A 17078-nucleotide genomic window follows, 5' to 3' on the forward strand; every position below is an offset into this window, starting at 1 on the left:
TTACTGTAGGCCGCGGGTTTGTAAAAACAAAATCGTGGCGGCCACGCGTGAGCGCACGTTGAGCTTGCGCAGCAGGTTGCGAATATGCACCTTCACGGTTTGTTCAGATATGTTGAGGACTGAGGCAATCTGTTTGTTGGACAGTCCTTGTGCCAGCTCATGCAGAACATCCAGCTCCCGCTCGGTCAGCATGCTGAACGGATCGTCCTCTTCACCAAACATTTCGCGTTCGCGCAGATAATCACTGACGCGTTCGCTGAAAACCTGACCGCCATTGGCGCCTTTGCGAATGGCGTCCAGCAGCACTTCCGGATCGCTGTCTTTCAACAGATAGCCATCTGCGCCCGCGTCAATCAGGGCGTAGATGTCGCTGGCCGAATCCGAAACGGTAAGAATGATAATCTGCGCTGTGATCCCATCGCGGCGCAGGGCGTTCAACGTATCCAGACCGCTCAGTCCTTTCATATTCAGATCAAGCAGAATTAAATCCAGATCGAGACGGTTTGCCAGATCAATCGCCGTTGCACCATCGCCCGCTTCGGCAACCACCTCAAATGTTGGATCCAGCTCCAGTAACTGGCGGATACCCCGACGCATTAGAGGGTGGTCATCTACCACCAGCACCTGAAAAGGCGTTGCTTCAGGCATAGTTATCTCCCGAGATTTTATTAGAATCATTATTGTTATTCGATCGCGAATCGTCCAGATTCACCGCACCGATAAGTGGGTGAAATATTACCCCATATTACGCGTGGGTAAGAAGTAAAACCTGTCGGGAAAAGGGAGCGAGCCTCTCATCGCGATGAGAGGCTCTTGCATTCAGGGCAGCAGTGCGACGTGCGTCACTTCTGCTTTTGGTATGGCGCTGAAATACCAGTATTCATCGTTAATTTTCGCGGCGGTAAAGCGTGCAAGCGGGAGCGACGTGACGGACGATTGGGTCTTCACTTCCACGGTACCGACTAACGAATGCTTACTCACCAGCATTAAATCGCCGCGGTTATTAAACCAGGCTGTGGTATCGCCGCCGAGCGCTTGTTGCTTGCCGTTTGCCAACACGGAGTAATCGAAGTTAACTTTTTCCTTTTCCACATGCTCTGCGCCAAAATAGTGGCCATAAACCAGCGGATCGTGAAAGAAACCGAAATGCCCACCGCTGTTTTGCATTTTCAGGAAGTGGAAGTCAGGCACCGTAAAGTCCTTATGGCCCTGGCTAAGTTGGCTTTTAACGATATTCACACGAACAAAATCCTGCTCATAAACGCGCGTATAAGCGGCGTACATTAAGGCGTATGACCAGAGGAATACCGCCGCCATCAGGCCCGTAACGGCATAGACCCCCTTCATCACACGCGGTCCGGCTACCGTGACAACTTCCCGGGCAAGAAACGAGAGGGCAAGCAGGAAGAATAAAAAGGTGGACAGCATAACCCGGTCAGGATACGACGGGGAGGCCACCATAATTAAAGAGGTCCCCAGCCCCACCAACAGCATTAACCCGACCATGCCGAGATTCGCACTTTTAACGCGATGTCCTTGTCGTTTCGCCACGAACAGAAGTATTGCCAGCAAGACCAGCACGACATACGAAATCCAGACCAGCGCCAGGTGGTTAAAGAAGCGCTCGCTCAGATGAATCGTGATTCTTTCAACGAGCGATTTATTGTACCAGACGGTATGGGCACCCTGGGCGCGAATAAAATTGCCTGGCGAGAAAATCAAAATACTGGCGCCCACCAGTGCAGACAAAAAATACGCGATCTTGTTCGTGTAGACACGTTTCGCTTGCCAGTAATCTGTATTTACGACTGGCTGAATGTTCCAAAATAAGAAAACATGAGATTGTTAAGGGGGTTGCTTTTTCTTATGTTTAAGGCGTCAAGTTAACCTAAGGGAACAATTATCATGTCAAAACGTCGCACTCTCAAAACTGCTCTTGCGGCGGTTATATCACTTGCTGTGCTTGCTGCTCCTATTTATGCAAACCCGGGTAATGGTAATGGCGGAGGTGGACATGGTAACAGCGGCGGCGGTGGTAATCATGGCAATAGTGGCAGCCACGGAAACAATGGCAACCATGGGGATAAAGCTCAGGGAAACGGTAAGTCAGGTGAAGAACATGGAAATCGTAAAAATTACGGTAAACCTGACCATGTAGACTCAGATATCAGCTTCTCTCGTGCACGTTCTTTAGCAGTGAACTACGGGTTGGTTGGCTATCAGGCTTTGCCTCCGGGTATTGCGAAGAATTTAGTGCGTGGCAAGCCGTTACCTCCGGGTATTGCGAAGAAAACGCTTCCAGCATCGATGATAAACGACCTGCCATATTATCCTGGTTATGAATGGCGAGCAGTCGGTGACGATTTGGTATTAGTCGCATTAAGTACGGCTATTGTTGCTTCAGTAATTAACGGTGTATTTGACTAAATAATCTACGATAAACGAGCCGTACAGGGTTAGTTACTGTCATCATAAAGACCAACTTCGGCATTATAACGGCTTCCACGACATGTGGCCGTCTTCTTGTGCCACTTATCAATGACCTGCTCGATTTCAGCGATCATCTTCTCATGCCGCCTTCAGTGGAGAAGTTTGCGGAACGTCTTCCTGCTGAGTGGATACAACACTGCCTGATGTTCTCTGAGCACGTAACCGTTCTCCGTCGTCGACTGCCGGGAGATATGGTTATCTGGATGGTCGTGGCAATTGCCATTTTCCGTAATTAGCCGATTACTGATGTGGTCCGTCGACTGAACCTGTGTGCAGATGGTGATCTCGGCATGAACTTACTGGCCCGCAGTAGGGTTATCTGCATTAACTAATTGATGTCATCGCCGACTGACCTGTGAACCATCTGGGTGATCTGCTGCCGTGGCGAGTTACTTTGCACGCCTGCGCAACTTCACTTAGTCAATACAGTTCTCGTTGTATGCTTATACTTTTCCAGTAATTGGAGTGATCACTTACAGCATCAATGATGCACGATCCGGAGAGTTTGATAGCGGCCTGTCATTTAATATGACGGTGGTTTCATCCACATTTCACCCCAGTTTCACCCCGTATAAATTTCAGGCATAAAAAAACCAGCCGTAAAAGGCTGGTTCTTAAGGGGAATTTTGGTCGGCACGAGAGGATTTGAACCTCCGACCCCCGACACCCCATGACGGTGCGCTACCAGGCTGCGCTACGTGCCGACTCGTGGGAGGTAATACTACCGCTTTCCGCACCGAATGCAAGGGGACATCCGGCTAACTGATTAATAATAAATCAGTTAGCGATGAAACGCTTCTCGTCAGTCAGCACCTGTAACAGCAGGCTCAACTGCGGCTTCTGATCTTTAATCTTCTCGCCGCGTAAATCGTAAGTCTGGTACTTGCCGTTGTTGTTCAGCACTAGCGTCATTTCAGGCGTCGTGATCGCAAGCGTACTGAGATCGGCCGCCGTTACCCAATAGTGGCGACGATTGGCATTGAACAGATCCTGCCCCTGCGAATACTCATTGGCAGGTGTGCTGACATGGAGCAGACGCTGCATCAGCGTGGTCATGACATCTGTATGATCGGTCAGGCTGTTGATCCGCTGCGCGGGAGTCCCCGGCCAGTGAATGATGAGCGGAACCTGCAGGTGGCCGCGCGACCAGGCGAAGTTTTTCTCTTCATCGCTCAGCGCGACGCCACGACCGGCGGTGATTATGACTACCGTGTTGTCCAGTTTCCCGGACTCGCGCAGCGCGCCAAGCACACGGTTGATCTGTTTATCAACATCTCCCGCCGCGCGGGCGTAGCGGCGAACGAAGTTAGTCTGGTTGCTGTCGTCAACGTTGGTGCCGTTAAACGAAACCCACGAGAACCAGCGATTATCTTCCTGTGCGTAACGGCCCAGCCAGTTAATCCACTGGCTGGCAGTCTGCTCGTCGGACTGCGTCTGTACGCTCGGCATCGAGAAGTCAGACAACAGCGCCTGGCGGTACAACGGGCTGGTAAAGCCGTCGGAAGAGAACAGTCCCAACTGATAACCTTGCTGATTCAGCGCCGAAATCAGCGCAGCCGGCGTTCGGGTGGACAGAATACCGTCCATATAGCTCGGCGACACGCCGTAGAACAGGCCAAAAATACCGTTATCGGTAGAATTGCCGGAACTCATATGTCGCGTGAAGGCTATGTTCTGCTCGGCGAATGTGGCGAGGGCAGGCATCTGTTTTTCATAACGCGAATAGTTCAGGCCATCGACCGTGATCAGCAGGACGTTTTGCCCGGTACCCATATCACGGTAGCGTAATTCGCTCAGTGGATATTGCACGGACACCGCTTCCGGATTTCCCTGTTCGACCAGACGGCGCTGATACTCCTGCGCATCCAACAGGCCATGTTTTTCCAGAAACCGGCGCGCGGTCATCGGATAGGAGAGCGGCAGGTTGGCGCGCTGCATGGTGATCGGGCGATAGAAATTGGCATCCGCCCAGATATAGACCACATGTGAGGCAATAAATGAAACAAAGAAGAAGGCGGCAAGCGGCTTGGCGAAGTGGCGACGACGCGTCAGGCTGCGCAGTTTTTGCCAGCTCCAGGTCGCAAACAGCATTTCTATCAGCAAGATAACCGGCACGCTGATAAACATCAGCTGCCAGTCGCGCGCCATCTCGTTCTGGTCGGGATTTATCACCAGTTCCCACACGATGGGGTTAAGATGCAGGTGGAAACGGGTAAACACTTCGCTGTCGATCAGCAGAAGCGTCATTCCGGCCGTCGCCAGAATGGCTGACAGGAAACGCATCAGCCTCTGGGACATCACAATGAACGTCAGCGGGAACAGAATCAGCAGGTAGGTGGCAAACACCAGAAAGCTGAAGTGACCGACAATACTCAGATAAGAGTAAACACGACCGGCCAGCGTTGTCGGCCAGTCGGCGACAAACAGGTAACGACTGCCGAGCACGATAGCCAGCAGTATGTTGAACAGTGCAAACCAGTGCCCCCAGCTAACCATCTGGGAGACTTTCTCACGGTAGCGCTGACGATGAGTTACCATAACGTGTCGTTCGTTTCCCCGAAGTCGGCTTTTAGTGCGCTTTGTCGTCGTTAACCGAGGACTGCAACGCGCGGGCAAAAGAGTTCGCAATCGCCTGGCGCTGAGCCGGGGCAATGCTGGTATTAATAAGGTTGGTGACCATGTTTCCCAGCACCATCAGGGAAAGGTCAGTCGGGGCCTTATGTTTTTCCAGTACGTTGAGCATCTCGGTGAGCAGTTGTTCAACGTGTTCGTCACTATAGCGGGAGATTTGTGGCATAAATCGAAATCAGTTTATTCATGAAAGGGCAACATATTACCGTAGCAACAGTTTTTTTTCCGCTTTTTTATCCTCAATAATTCGCGTTATCGTGCGGCAGGCAAAACGGCGCTGTAACTTCTGTTGCGTCGCCTCGCCGGTGGTGGTTGAATACCGCCCGGTCTTTAAGGAGAGTTTATCATGAGTCTGGATATCAACCAGATTGCCCTGCACCAGCTTATCAAGCGTGATGAGCAAAACCTTGAGCTGGTCCTGCGCGATTCATTACTGGAACCGACAAACACCGTTGTCGATATGATGGCTGAACTGCATCGGGTCTATAGTGCGAAAAACAAAGCGTATGGCCTGTTCAGCGAAGAGAGTGAACTGGCGCAAGCGCTGCGCTTACAGCGCCAGGGTGAGGAAGATTTTCTCGCTTTTAGCCGTGCGGCGACCGGACGTTTGCGTGACGAGCTCGCCAAATACCCGTTTGCCGACGGTGGCATTGTGCTGTTCTGCCACTATCGCTATCTGGCGGTAGAGTATTTACTGGTGGCGGTGCTGAACAACTTAAGCAGCATGCGCGTTAATGAGAATCTGGATATCAACCCGACGCACTATCTGGATATTAACCATGCGGATATCGTCGCGCGTATCGATCTGACCGAGTGGGAAACCAACCCGGAATCCACCCGCTATCTGACCTTCCTGAAGGGGCGAGTAGGGCGCAAGGTGGCTGACTTCTTCATGGATTTCCTCGGAGCCAGCGAGGGTCTCAATGCCAAAGCGCAGAACCGCGGACTGCTACAGGCGGTCGATGATTTCACTGCCGAAGCGCAACTGGATAAGGCCGAACGGCAGAACGTGCGTCAGCAGGTATACAGCTACTGCAACGAGCAGCTTCAGGCCGGTGAAGAAATTGAGCTGGCGTCGCTGTCAAAAGAACTTTCTGGCGTCAGTGAAGTGAGCTTTAGCGAGTTTACAGCAGAGAAGGGCTATGAGCTGGAAGAGAGCTTCCCGGCCGATCGCAGCACGTTGCGTCAACTGACCAAATATGCCGGCAGCGGCGGTGGGTTAACCATTAACTTTGACGCGATGCTACTGGGCGAGCGCATCTTCTGGGATCCGGCCACGGATACGTTGACCATTAAAGGTACGCCGCCGAACCTGCGCGATCAGCTTCAGCGTCGTACGTCAGGTGGAAACTAAACACCATAAAAAAACCCCGCCGGAGCGGGGTTTTCTTCAACTTGTTGGCGATTACGCGCGAACGAAGTCGATGTGAGTCAGCTTCGGCTTGAACGCGTGACGCTGTACAGCCTGAGCTTTAACTTTAACTTCTTTACCGTCAACAACAATGGTCAGAACGTCGCTATAGAAACCTTCTTTAGCTTGCATGTTCATAACCAGATCGTGGTCCAGTTCGATAGCAATCGGGGCTTCTTTGCCACCATAGATGATCGCCGGGAACTTGTTAGCGGCACGCAGGCGGCGGCTCGCACCCTTACCCTGCTCTTTACGTACTTCAGCGTTGATAGTAAACATTTAAATCTCTCTTTAATAATTCCTGCTACAGGCGACCCAGCAACAGGTAAGTGATCTGCTTTGCGTATGCAAAAGCGGGCGAGATTCTATACTCAAACGTCCGTTACATCAATCAAAAGTACGATTATCCGCGTAATTCATGTGCCCGGCGGAAGCGGCCCTCGTAATCGAACACTTTTTCCCGGACCTGCCAGTACTTACCTTTCATCCGCGCCACCACAAAGTCAGGATGGCGTAGCAATGGCTGTTGCGCGAGGATATCTGCCGCCGTGATCCAGCGTAGCGGTACGCCTGGCGTACGGGTGTGCGGGCGGATAAACAGTTGTTCAAACGCCGTACGCTGAGCGGGGGTTTGTAGGCGAAAGCGCTCGCTGACGTCCGCGCCATCTTCGTCGTAGTAGGTGATTTTTAACCATTCGCCTTTCTCGTCATGGCCGTGCTGCAACGTCATGCCGCTACAGCGGAGCACCAGCGCGTCTTTCAGCTTCAGCGCCGCTTTCAGCATGTCGTCCGGATCGACGAGGATCGTATCGCATTCCCGGCAACGACGGGCGGCAATGTCGTTTTCGGCATTACACTGCGGGCAATTTTTAAAGCGGAAGCGAAAATCGCACTGCTCACGGTGCCCCCCATCATCTTCAAACCAGCCCTGACAGCGGCGGCCGAAATGTTCTATCAGGGTACCGTCAGCGGTGGTTTTGCCCCAGAAGGTGTTAGCGAAACCGCAGGCCGGGCAGAAAATCTGGACCGGCACGTTATCACTTTTGCCTTTCGGACTGCCCACTTCCGGGGAATAGAGATCGTGTGGATTACCGGCGTAATCGAGAATCAAACAGTCCGTTTTTCCCGGCGCGAGGCGCAGACCGCGCCCCACAATTTGTTGGTACAGACTGACCGACTCGGTGGGGCGCAGGATAGCGATAAGATCGACGTGCGGGGCATCGAAACCCGTGGTTAAGACAGAAACGTTGACCAGATAACGAAAACGCTGTTCTTTAAACGCCGCTATCAGCTCATCGCGTTCAGGACCCGGCGTGTCGCCGGTAATCAGCGCGGAATTCTCTTTGGGCAGCAGCCCGGCAATCTCTTTGGCATGCTCGACGGTGGCGGCAAAAATCATCACCCCCTTGCGGGTCCGGGCGAATTCAACAATCTGGCTGATGATGTGCGGCGTGATGCGCTGCTGTTTTTTCAGCTCGCGGTTCAGATCGGCTTCGCTAAACAAACCGTTACTTTGCGCCTGCAGGCGGCTGAAATCGTATTGCACCACCGGCATGTCGAGGCGTTCCGGCGGAGTGAGGTAGCCATGCTTAATCATATAGCGCAGCGGCAGTTCGTAAATGCAGTCGCGAAATAGCGCCTTGTCGTCACCGCGTACCATGCCGTGGTAGTGGAAATGATAGATCCAGCCTTTGCCCAGACGAAAAGGGGTTGCGGTCAGCCCCAGCAGGCGAATATGGGGATTGGAATTGCTCAGATGGGTGAGGATCTGCTGGTATTGACTCTCTTCGTCATCGCCGATGCGATGGCATTCATCAACAATCAGCAGCGAAAACTCGCTCTGAAAGGCGTCCAGATTGCGGGCCACGGACTGAACGCTGCCGAATACCACTTTACCGTGGCTCTCTTTGCGTTTGAGTCCGGCGGCAAAAATGTCGGCTTCCAGTCCCAGCGCGCAGTATTTGGCATGGTTTTGCGCCACCAGCTCTTTCACGTGCGCCAGCACCAACACACGGCCCCTGGCGACGCGCGCCAGTTCGGCAATCACCAGGCTTTTACCGGCGCCGGTAGGCAGCACAATCACCGCAGGCGTGCGATGGCGACGGAAATGGTTAAGCGTGGCATCCACGGCTTCTTGCTGGTAGGGGCGAAGTGTAAAAATCATGGTCTCACAATACGTAACGAACTCGGGTATAGTATGCCATGAATCGTTTTCCCTTGAGGGATGTTGTTAGCCCGCTATACTGGGCAGATAACGGCTCCACTTTTCGGGCAACGCGCCCGATTCCCGTATTTTTACAGGCAAAATCACACTCATGCGACTTGATAAATTTATCGCTCAGCAACTCGGCGTCAGCCGCGCTATTGCCGGGCGTGAGATCCGCGGTAGCCGTGTCACCGTGGATGGTGAAATCATCCGGAACACCGCGTTCAAACTGCTGCCAGAACACGACGTAGAATATGATGGCAACACGCTGGTCCAGCAAAACGGCCCACGTTACTTTATGCTTAATAAACCTCAGGGCTATGTGTGTTCGACCGATGACCCGGATCATCCGACGATCCTGTATTTCCTGGATGAGCCAGTGGCGCACAAATTACACGCTGCGGGTCGCCTGGATATCGACACCACCGGCCTGGTACTGATGACTGACGATGGGCAGTGGTCGCACCGCATCACCTCTCCGCGTCACCATTGTGAGAAAACGTATCTGGTCACGCTGGAGTCGCCTGTCGCTGAAGATACTGCAGCCCAGTTTGCGAAAGGTGTCCAGTTGCATAATGAGAAAGATCTCACCAAACCAGCAGTGCTTGAGGTGATCACCCCCACCCAGGTGCGTCTGACCATCAGCGAAGGGCGCTATCATCAGGTGAAACGGATGTTTGCCGCCGTGGGTAACCACGTTGTCGAACTGCACCGCGAGCGGATTGGCGCCATTACCCTTGATGCTGACCTTGAACCAGGGGAATACCGTCCTCTGACCGAAGAAGAAATTGCCAGCGTCGGCAACCCTTCCCGCTAAATTCAGGAGTTTTTTGTGACGAATACCCGGCAGCAATCGTCGTTTGCCATCGTGTTTATTCTCGGTCTGTTGGCCATGCTGATGCCGCTGTCGATCGATATGTACCTTCCGGCGTTGCCGGTAATCGCCGGGCAGTTTGGTGTACCGGCGGGCAGTGCGCAGATGACGCTCAGTACTTATATTCTGGGCTTTGCCGTGGGGCAACTGCTGTACGGACCGATGGCGGACAGTCTCGGGCGAAAACCGGTGATCCTCGGCGGTACGCTGGTGTTCGCTGCTGCTGCGGTAGCATGTGCGCTGGCGCAGACTATCGACCAACTGATTGTGATGCGATTCTTTCACGGTCTGGCGGCGGCCGCCGCCAGCGTGGTGATCAATGCGCTGATGCGCGATATGTATCCGAGAGAAGAGTTCTCACGGATGATGTCGTTTGTCATGCTGGTCACGACGATCGCTCCGTTGCTGGCGCCGATTATCGGGGGCTGGGTGCTGGTGTGGTTGAGCTGGCACTATATCTTCTGGATCCTGGCGATTGCCGCGGTTCTGGCCTCGGTCATGATCGCAGCGCTTATTAAAGAGACATTGCCAGTTGAAAAACGCCAGCCATTTCATATTCGCACGACGATAGGTAACTTTGCTTCGCTGTTTCGCCATAAGCGGGTGCTGAGCTATATGCTGGCGAGCGGCTTTAGCTTTGCCGGGATGTTCTCATTTCTCAGCGCCGGACCTTTCGTGTATATCGAAATCAACCACGTATCGCCGCAGGATTTTGGCTACTATTTCGCCCTGAACATTGTCTTTTTGTTCATTATGACGATTTTTAACAGTCGCTTCGTGCGCCGGATCGGGGCGCTGAACATGTTCCGTACCGGATTGTGGATCCAACTGGCAATGGCGGTTTGGATGGTGCTGAGCGCGCTGTTTGGCGTCGGTTTCTGGGCGCTGGTGCTGGGGGTGGCAGTCTTTGTCGGCTGCGTGTCGATGATCTCTTCCAATGCGATGGCGGTGATCCTCGATGAGTTCCCGCACATGGCGGGAACGGCCTCATCACTGGCAGGCACCTTCCGCTTTGGCATTGGCGCACTCGTTGGCGCGTTACTCTCTCTGGCAACGTTTAACTCAGCCTGGCCGATGATTTGGTCTATTGCCTTCTGTGCAAGCTGTTCAATTTTGTTCTATCTCTATGCGAGCCGCCCGAAAAAACGGTGATCAAATACACAACATGGAAGCCGTTTGGCTTCTTTTGTTGATGTATGTCAACGACAATTCCATCATTTCCCCGATATATGTTTATTTTATGTAAAATCAATTTATGTAAAAAGTCACATCATTGTAGTTAAAAAGGTTGAGTTAGATCGCAGAAACGGGTACATATAGCCCGCGCTCCTGTCCCGACTGGAAACATCTATTTTAATAAAGGCCATACCGACCATACTGGCTACGCGGGATAAGGAATGCCACGTTATGCAACCGTTTAAGGACGGATTGTCAATGATGTGTTAATATGGATGTAAATAAATTGTGAAGTGATTGTACTTCCGGGGAAAGAAAGTGACAACATTACAGCTCTCAATCGTTCATCGCTTACCACAGAACTATCGTTGGTCAGCGGGTTTCGCAGGTTCGAAAGTTGAACCGATTCCGCAAAATGGCCAAAGCGTCGAAAACAGTCTGGTAGCGCTTAAACTGCTAAGTCCGGATGGTGATAGCGCCTGGCCGGTGATGCATAAACTCAGTCAGGCGCTCAGTGATATCGAAGTGCCATGTTCCGTACTGGAATGTGAAGGCGAACCATGCCTGTTTGTGAATCGCCAGGACGAATTTGCCGCGACCTGTCGTCTGAAAAATTTTGGTGTGGCCATTGCCGAACCGTTTTCTAACAACAATCCATTTTGAGCGTCAGCTTAGTGTGAGAAGTTGACGCGTATACGCCTGTTGCGGTGCGCTAAAGACGTGCTCGCATTGCCCCTGCTCGATAACCTCTCCCTGTCTCAGTACAATCACCTGATGGCATAACGCGCGTACTACATGCAGATCGTGGCTTATGAAGATATAGGCCAGGCGATGCTTTTGCTGTAGCGATTTCAGCAGCGCGAGAATTTGCGCCTGCACGGTTCTGTCGAGAGACGACGTGGGCTCATCAAGAATAATCAATGACGGCTTCAGGATCAGCGCTCTGGCAATGGCGATCCGCTGACGCTGCCCGCCGGAAAACTCCGCCGGATAGCGGTGGCGCGTGTCGGCATCCAGACCCACCTCCGCCATCGCCGCCATGACTTGCTGTTCACGCTGTTCGGCTGAGAGCGCTGGCTGGTGAACGCGCAACCCCTCTTCAATGATTTGCAGTACGCTCAGCCGCGGATTTAGCGAGGAGTTGGGATCCTGAAAGACCACCTGAATACGATGGCGCACGGGCAACAGCTGTCGACGCTTAAGATACTGTAACTGTTGGCCGTCAAACTCTATGCTGCCCTGGGAGCCGATAAGCCGCAGGAGTGCCAGACCGGTGGTACTTTTCCCCGAACCTGATTCGCCAACCAGCCCCAGCGTTTCACCCGGTTGCAGACTGAAACTGATGCCTTTTACCACCTCATTGTTCGCCACCACACGCTTAAGGATACCCTTGCGAATGGGGAAGGCGACGCGTAAATCCTCGACCCTGAGAAGGGGGGACCGCCCCTCCGGCAAAGGTACTGGATCGCCTGCCGGTTCGCTGTTGAGCAACTTCTGCGTGTAGGGATGCGCAGGTGCATGGAGAAGGGGAGTTGCCCGGTTTTGCTCAACGCATTGCCCGTTTTGCATCACCGCTACGCTGTCGGCGAGTTTTCTGACAATACTGAGGTTATGGGTGATGAACAGCATCCCCATATTCAGTTCGCGCTGCAGTTCGCGCAGTAGTTGCAGGATCTGCGCCTGGACTGAGACATCCAGCGCGGTAGTCGGTTCATCGGCGATGAGCAGTTCGGGGCGCGTTAACAACGCCATCGCAATCATCACCCGCTGACGTTCGCCACCGGATAGCTGGTGCGGATAATCGCCCAGCCGGGTTGCCGCCTGCCGAATACCTACTCGATCGAGACAGCTTACTATCTCGGCGCGTGCCGCTTCCCGGCGCATACCGCGGTGCAGTGAAAGCACTTCATAGAGCTGTTTTTCGAGGTGATGGAGCGGGTTCAGCGACACCATTGGCTCCTGGAAAATCATGGCAATCTTGTTGCCGCGCACGCTGCGCAGGGTCTGCTCACTGGCGTGTAGTAAGGATTCGCCATGAAAACGGATATCGCCGTCGAGATAGACGGCGGGCGGGGTGGGTAACAGGCGCAGAATCGATAGCGCAGTAACGCTCTTGCCGGAACCGGATTCTCCTACCAGCGCCAGCGTTTCGCCAGCCTCCACGCGCAACGATACCGCGTTAACCACCGTGCGGACGGTCTCCTGCTTGCGAAATCCCAGCGTCAGATTGTCAATGGCGAGCAAAGGTTGCGTCATGTTACACCGCCTTGTTGGGATCGAATGCGTCACGGACGGCCTCACCGATGAAGATCAGTAGCGAGAGTAAAATGGCCACGGACAGGAAAGCAGTAATGCCCAGCCATGGTGCTTGTAGATTATTTTTGCCCTGAAGGAGCAACTCGCCCAGTGAAGGAGAGCCTAACGGCAGACCGAAACCGAGGAAATCCAGCGACGTCAGAGTGGTGATCGAACTGCACAAAATAAACGGTAGGAAGGTCAGGGCGGCGACCATCGCGTTGGGGAGCATGTGACGAATAATGATACTGCGGTCGCTGACGCCGAGTGCCTGGGCAGCCCGGATATAGTCGAAGTTCCGCGTGCGTAAGAACTCCGCGCGCACCACGCCCACCAGACTCATCCAGCCAAACAGCACCGTAATTGCCAGCAACCACCAGAAGCTGGGCTGTACGACGCTGGAGAGCAAAATGATCAGGAACAATGTCGGCATACCCGACCAGACCTCGATAAATCGCTGGCCCCATAGATCTACTTTGCCGCCGTAATAGCCTTGTAGCGCTCCAGCCAGCACGCCCATGACGCTTGAACATAAGGTCAGCATCAGGCCGAAAAGAATGGAAATACGCGTGCCGTAAAGCACTCGCGCCAGCACGTCGCCGCCGTTGGCATCAGTACCCAGCCAGTTTTGCGCCGAAGGAGGCGAGGGAAAGGGTTTGTCAGTCGCAAAGTTAATGCTGTTCGCCCCAAAGCGCACCGGTGCCCAGAGGACCCAACCGCGGCTTTCCAGTTGTTGTTTCAGCCACGGGTCCTGGTAATCCGCCCTTGTCGCCAGCGGGCCGCCAAAATCGCTCTCACTGTAGTTTTTGACCAGCGGGAAATACCAGCTTCCGTCGTAGCGCACCAGCAGTGGTTTATCGTTAGCAATCAATTCAGAACACAGACTCAGGCCAAACAGGACGAGAAAAATCCACAGCGACCAGAAGCCGCGACGATTATGGCGAAAACGCGCCCAGCGGGCCTGATTGACGGGGCTTAAATGGGCCATTAACGTCCCTCAAAATCAATACGCGGATCGACCAACGTATAGCTGATATCACTGAGAATATTCAGCAGCAGGCCGATCAGGGTGAAGATATACAGCGTGCCAAACATCACCGGGTAGTCGCGTGACACCGTTGCTTCATAACCCAACAGCCCCAGACCGTTGAGTGAAAACATCACTTCAATTAGCAGTGAGCCGGTGAAAAACATGCTGATGAAGGTGGCAGGAAAACCGGCGATCACCAACAGCATGGCGTTACGAAAAACATGCTTCCACAGGATGTTCCTTTCACTTACCCCTTTGGCGCGGGCGGTGACGACATACTGCTTACGGACTTCATCGAGAAAGGAATTTTTGGTTAGCATGGTCAGCGCGGCAAATCCGCCAATGACCGTCGCCAGGACCGGTAAGGCGATGTGCCACAAATAGTCGGTGACCTTCTGATACCAGGGCAGCGTGTCAAAATTCGCTGAAACCAGGCCACGCAGCGGGAAGAGGTCGTAATAGCTGCCGCCGGCAAAAAAGACAATCAACAATATTGCGAACAGAAACGCCGGGATAGCGTAGCCGATGATAATAAACGCGCTGCTCCAGACGTCAAACCGACTGCCGTTATAGACGGCCTTGCGGATCCCCAAAGGAATCGACACCAGATAGATGATGAGCGTACTCCACAGCCCCAGGGTGATCGACACCGGTAAACTCTCTTTGATGAGCGTCAGTACCGAGGCGCTACGAAACAGACTGTCGCCGAAATCGAAGCGGATATAGTTCCACAGCATGGTGAAATAGCGCTCGTGCAGTGGCTTATCAAAACCGTAGCGTTGGGTGATTTCGGCAATCACTTCCGGATCGAGGCCGCGTCCTCCGCGATAGTTACTGTCGCTGATATTTCCCACCCCGGTTCGGGCATGGCTGGCGCGAACGCCTTCGCTCCCGGCGCCGGGCAGCGCGCTCGTCTGACCAAATTCGATGGCGGCAATCGCCTGATCGACCGGGCCGCCGGGGGCAATTTGCACGATAAAAAAGTTGATGGTGATGATCGCCCAGAGCGTCGGGATAACCAGCAACAGACGACGAATCAGATACGCGCCCATTTATTCTCCCTGTCGTCTGGCGGCAGGGAGCTTCGCTGCCCGGTTGACGTCATACCACCAGTTATCCAGGCCAATGGTATAAATTGGACGAATGCCCGGACGGGAAAATTTGTCCCACCAGGCCAGTCGATCTTCCGCCATGTACCACATCGGCAACATGTAGTAATTCCAGGTCAGCACGCGGTCCAGCGCACGCCCAAGCGGCAGCAGTTTATTTTTATCACCCTGTGCCGCGATAATTTGTGCGATCAGTTTGTCAACCACCGGACTTTTCACGCCGGGGGCATTATAGCTTGAGTCGATGTATTCAGACGCCCAGGAGATTTGCAGATCGGAACTGGGCCACGGCATCGCCCGCCATAAGGTCGGCATCATGTCGTAATCCCGGCTGCGCAGGCGATTGGTGAGTTGCGAGTTATCCACCTGACGGATGGTCATCATAATCCCCAGACGCTGGAGATTATGCTGGAAGGGCAGGACCCACTGGCTGTTACTGGCGGCGGAAATGAGCAGTTCAAAGTTCAGCGGTTTGCCGGTGGCCGTGTTAATCCGTTGCTGACCTTTCAGTTCCCAGCCCGCGTCTTTCAGTAACTTATCGGCTTTTAACAGGTTTTCCCGATCGTAACCGTCACCTGTTGACACCGGAGGCTGATAAATCTGGCTGAAGACTTCCGGCGGTAGATCCTTTTTCATCGGCGCCAGCAGTACCAGTTCAGCCGCATCGGGGTAGTTTCTGGCGGCATACTCGGTGTTCTGGAAATAGCTGTTTGCCCGGCTCCAGGCGTTGTAGAACAGCGCCTTATTCATCCATTCAAAATCAAACGCCAGCGTAACGGCTTCACGGACGCGTCGGTCGTTGAAAACGGGACGCTGAATGTTGAAGGCCAGCCAGCGTGTATCCTGCGCTGATTCATTTTTCTGCTCATCTTTGATAATGTACTGATTATCAAAGTTTTTGCCGACATAGCGCGTCGCCCAGTTTTTGGCGTCGCTCTCCAGACGTAAATCAAACGCGCCGGCCTTAAAGGCCTCAAAGGCCACGTTGTCGTCGAGATAATAGTCGTAGCGAATGACATCGAAATTCCAGCGGCCGCGATTGACCGGCAGATTGGCCGCCCAGTAATCCTTCACGCGCGTATAGACAATATACTGACCCATTTTCCACTGGCTGATGCGGTAAGGGCCACTACCCAGTGGAGGCCTGGACAATGGGTCGCTGAGCTTATGATCTTTCCAGTACGCTTGTGGCATCACGGGTAATGAAAACAGACTGAGCATATCCTCTTTACCCGGCTTCGCGAGCTCCATGCGTACGGTGAGAGGGGCAATGGCTGTAACCGTCGTGCCTTTGAAGACCAGACGAAACTGTGGCACGCCTTCGGTCATAAATTTGTTGAAGGTGAAGGCGACATCTTTGGCCATGACGGGTGAGCCATCATGAAAACGGGCGCGGGGGTTGATCGTGATTTCAACCCACGAATAATCCTCCGCATAGCGTGCGCTCTCGGCGATCAGCGGATAATAGCTGCCGGGCTCGTCATCAGAGGTGGTAAACAGGGTGTCGTAAAGTTGTTCGGTCCGGGCGCCGGGGTTACCACGCAGGGCATAGCGATTGAAATTGTCGAATGTGCCGAGAGCGGCAAGGGTGATCTGACCGCCTTTGGGGGCAGCGGGATTGGCGTAATCGAAATGATCAAAATTGAACGCGTATTTAGGTTCTCCCAGTACCGCGAAGGCATAGCTCTCTTTGATCGCCTGCGCCTGGGAACTTGCGCTCATCAACATGACAAACAGCAGCAATATGCGAACGATTATCTGCAAAGGGATTCCTTGTCTTGCTTACCTGCCTGCGCAGGTTACTCTGATGCCTGAATAATAGGGCAGGTGACGTCTGTTGTGAATCCACTTGACGG

General features: G+C 53.4%; 15 protein-coding genes, 1 tRNA gene and 1 pseudogene. 6 read left to right on the forward strand and 11 right to left on the reverse strand.

Features of this window, described 5'->3' with window-relative positions; genetic code table 11:
• Both narP and KE671_RS19415 read right to left on the reverse strand, forming a co-directional pair.
• On the reverse strand, positions 1-648 hold the full coding sequence (gene narP, locus KE671_RS19410) for a nitrate/nitrite response regulator protein NarP (RefSeq protein WP_206164208.1): 648 nt from the start codon (positions 646-648) through the stop codon (positions 1-3).
• Between the two features lie 171 nt (positions 649-819).
• The gene (locus KE671_RS19415; RefSeq protein ID WP_283093125.1) at positions 820-1818 is read right to left on the reverse strand and encodes a DUF6056 family protein; all 999 of its coding nucleotides are present in this window, start codon (positions 1816-1818) and stop codon (positions 820-822) included.
• 87 nt (positions 1819-1905) lie between these two features.
• Between KE671_RS19415 and KE671_RS19420 the strand changes: the two genes are divergently transcribed.
• Together KE671_RS19420 and KE671_RS19425 are read left to right on the forward strand one after the other, a co-directional pair.
• The gene (locus tag KE671_RS19420) at positions 1906-2427 is read left to right on the forward strand and encodes an anti-virulence regulator CigR family protein (RefSeq protein ID WP_206164210.1); all 522 of its coding nucleotides are present in this window, start codon (positions 1906-1908) and stop codon (positions 2425-2427) included.
• A gap of 98 nt (positions 2428-2525) precedes the next feature.
• Positions 2526-2807, forward strand: a pseudogene (locus KE671_RS19425) (transposase domain-containing protein); the annotation flags it as partial.
• A gap of 310 nt (positions 2808-3117) precedes the next feature.
• Here KE671_RS19425 and KE671_RS19430 read toward each other — a convergent pair.
• The 3 genes from KE671_RS19430 to KE671_RS19440 all read right to left on the reverse strand — a co-directional run bounded on the left by KE671_RS19430 (position 3118) and on the right by KE671_RS19440 (position 5287).
• Positions 3118-3194: transfer RNA gene (locus tag KE671_RS19430), tRNA-Pro, on the reverse strand.
• Between the two features lie 73 nt (positions 3195-3267).
• Positions 3268-5028 (reverse strand): LPS biosynthesis-modulating metalloenzyme YejM, encoded by a 1761-nt coding sequence (gene yejM, locus KE671_RS19435; protein WP_206164211.1) that lies wholly within the window; start codon positions 5026-5028, stop codon positions 3268-3270.
• A 31-nt stretch (positions 5029-5059) separates the two neighbouring features.
• Positions 5060-5287, reverse strand: a complete 228-nt coding sequence (locus tag KE671_RS19440; RefSeq protein WP_042317936.1) for a YejL family protein — start codon at positions 5285-5287, stop codon at positions 5060-5062.
• Between the two features lie 180 nt (positions 5288-5467).
• Here KE671_RS19440 and yejK point away from each other — a divergent pair, with 180 nt between their 5' ends.
• Positions 5468-6475, forward strand: a complete 1008-nt coding sequence (gene yejK / locus KE671_RS19445; RefSeq protein ID WP_206164212.1) for a nucleoid-associated protein YejK — start codon at positions 5468-5470, stop codon at positions 6473-6475.
• 51 nt (positions 6476-6526) lie between these two features.
• On the opposite strand, the gene rplY is transcribed toward yejK, so the two are convergent.
• Entirely contained in the window at positions 6527-6811 is a 285-nt protein-coding gene (gene rplY, locus KE671_RS19450; RefSeq protein WP_206164213.1) for a 50S ribosomal protein L25, read from the reverse strand.
• A gap of 124 nt (positions 6812-6935) precedes the next feature.
• Positions 6936-8696 carry a DEAD/DEAH box helicase gene (locus KE671_RS19455; protein WP_206164214.1) on the reverse strand — a complete coding sequence of 587 codons (1761 nt, stop codon included), beginning with the start codon at positions 8694-8696 and terminating at the stop codon, positions 6936-6938.
• Positions 8697-8847: 151 nt separating this feature from the next.
• On the opposite strand from KE671_RS19455, the gene rsuA reads away from it, so the two are divergent.
• The 3 genes from rsuA to KE671_RS19470 all read left to right on the forward strand — a co-directional run bounded on the left by rsuA (position 8848) and on the right by KE671_RS19470 (position 11451).
• Positions 8848-9555, forward strand: a complete 708-nt coding sequence (gene rsuA / locus KE671_RS19460; protein ID WP_206164215.1) for a 16S rRNA pseudouridine(516) synthase RsuA — start codon at positions 8848-8850, stop codon at positions 9553-9555.
• A gap of 15 nt (positions 9556-9570) precedes the next feature.
• Positions 9571-10764, forward strand: a complete 1194-nt coding sequence (locus tag KE671_RS19465) for a Bcr/CflA family multidrug efflux MFS transporter (RefSeq protein ID WP_206164216.1) — start codon at positions 9571-9573, stop codon at positions 10762-10764.
• Between the two features lie 342 nt (positions 10765-11106).
• The gene (locus tag KE671_RS19470) at positions 11107-11451 is read left to right on the forward strand and encodes a YejG family protein (RefSeq protein ID WP_043000099.1); all 345 of its coding nucleotides are present in this window, start codon (positions 11107-11109) and stop codon (positions 11449-11451) included.
• A 3-nt stretch (positions 11452-11454) separates the two neighbouring features.
• On the opposite strand, the gene yejF is transcribed toward KE671_RS19470, so the two are convergent.
• The 4 genes from yejF to KE671_RS19490 are packed head-to-tail and all read right to left on the reverse strand — an operon-like array spanning position 11455 to position 16980.
• A complete protein-coding gene (yejF, locus tag KE671_RS19475; protein WP_206164217.1) occupies positions 11455-13044 on the reverse strand; it encodes a microcin C ABC transporter ATP-binding protein YejF in 1590 nt (529 codons plus the stop codon).
• 1 nt (position 13045) lies between these two features.
• Positions 13046-14071 (reverse strand): ABC transporter permease, encoded by a 1026-nt coding sequence (locus KE671_RS19480; RefSeq protein WP_206164218.1) that lies wholly within the window; start codon positions 14069-14071, stop codon positions 13046-13048.
• Positions 14071-15165: a microcin C ABC transporter permease YejB gene (locus KE671_RS19485; protein WP_206164219.1), complete on the reverse strand. Its 1095-nt coding sequence runs from the start codon at positions 15163-15165 to the stop codon at positions 14071-14073. Before KE671_RS19485 ends, KE671_RS19480 begins: the two co-directional genes overlap by 1 nt.
• The gene (locus KE671_RS19490) at positions 15166-16980 is read right to left on the reverse strand and encodes an extracellular solute-binding protein (protein ID WP_206164386.1); all 1815 of its coding nucleotides are present in this window, start codon (positions 16978-16980) and stop codon (positions 15166-15168) included. It abuts the gene before it with no gap.
• Positions 16981-17078 lie beyond the last annotated feature (98 nt).

Origin of the sequence: Citrobacter amalonaticus (assembly GCF_018252635.1) — a bacterium.
GTDB classification, from domain to species: Bacteria; Pseudomonadota; Gammaproteobacteria; order Enterobacterales; family Enterobacteriaceae; genus Citrobacter_A; species Citrobacter_A amalonaticus_E.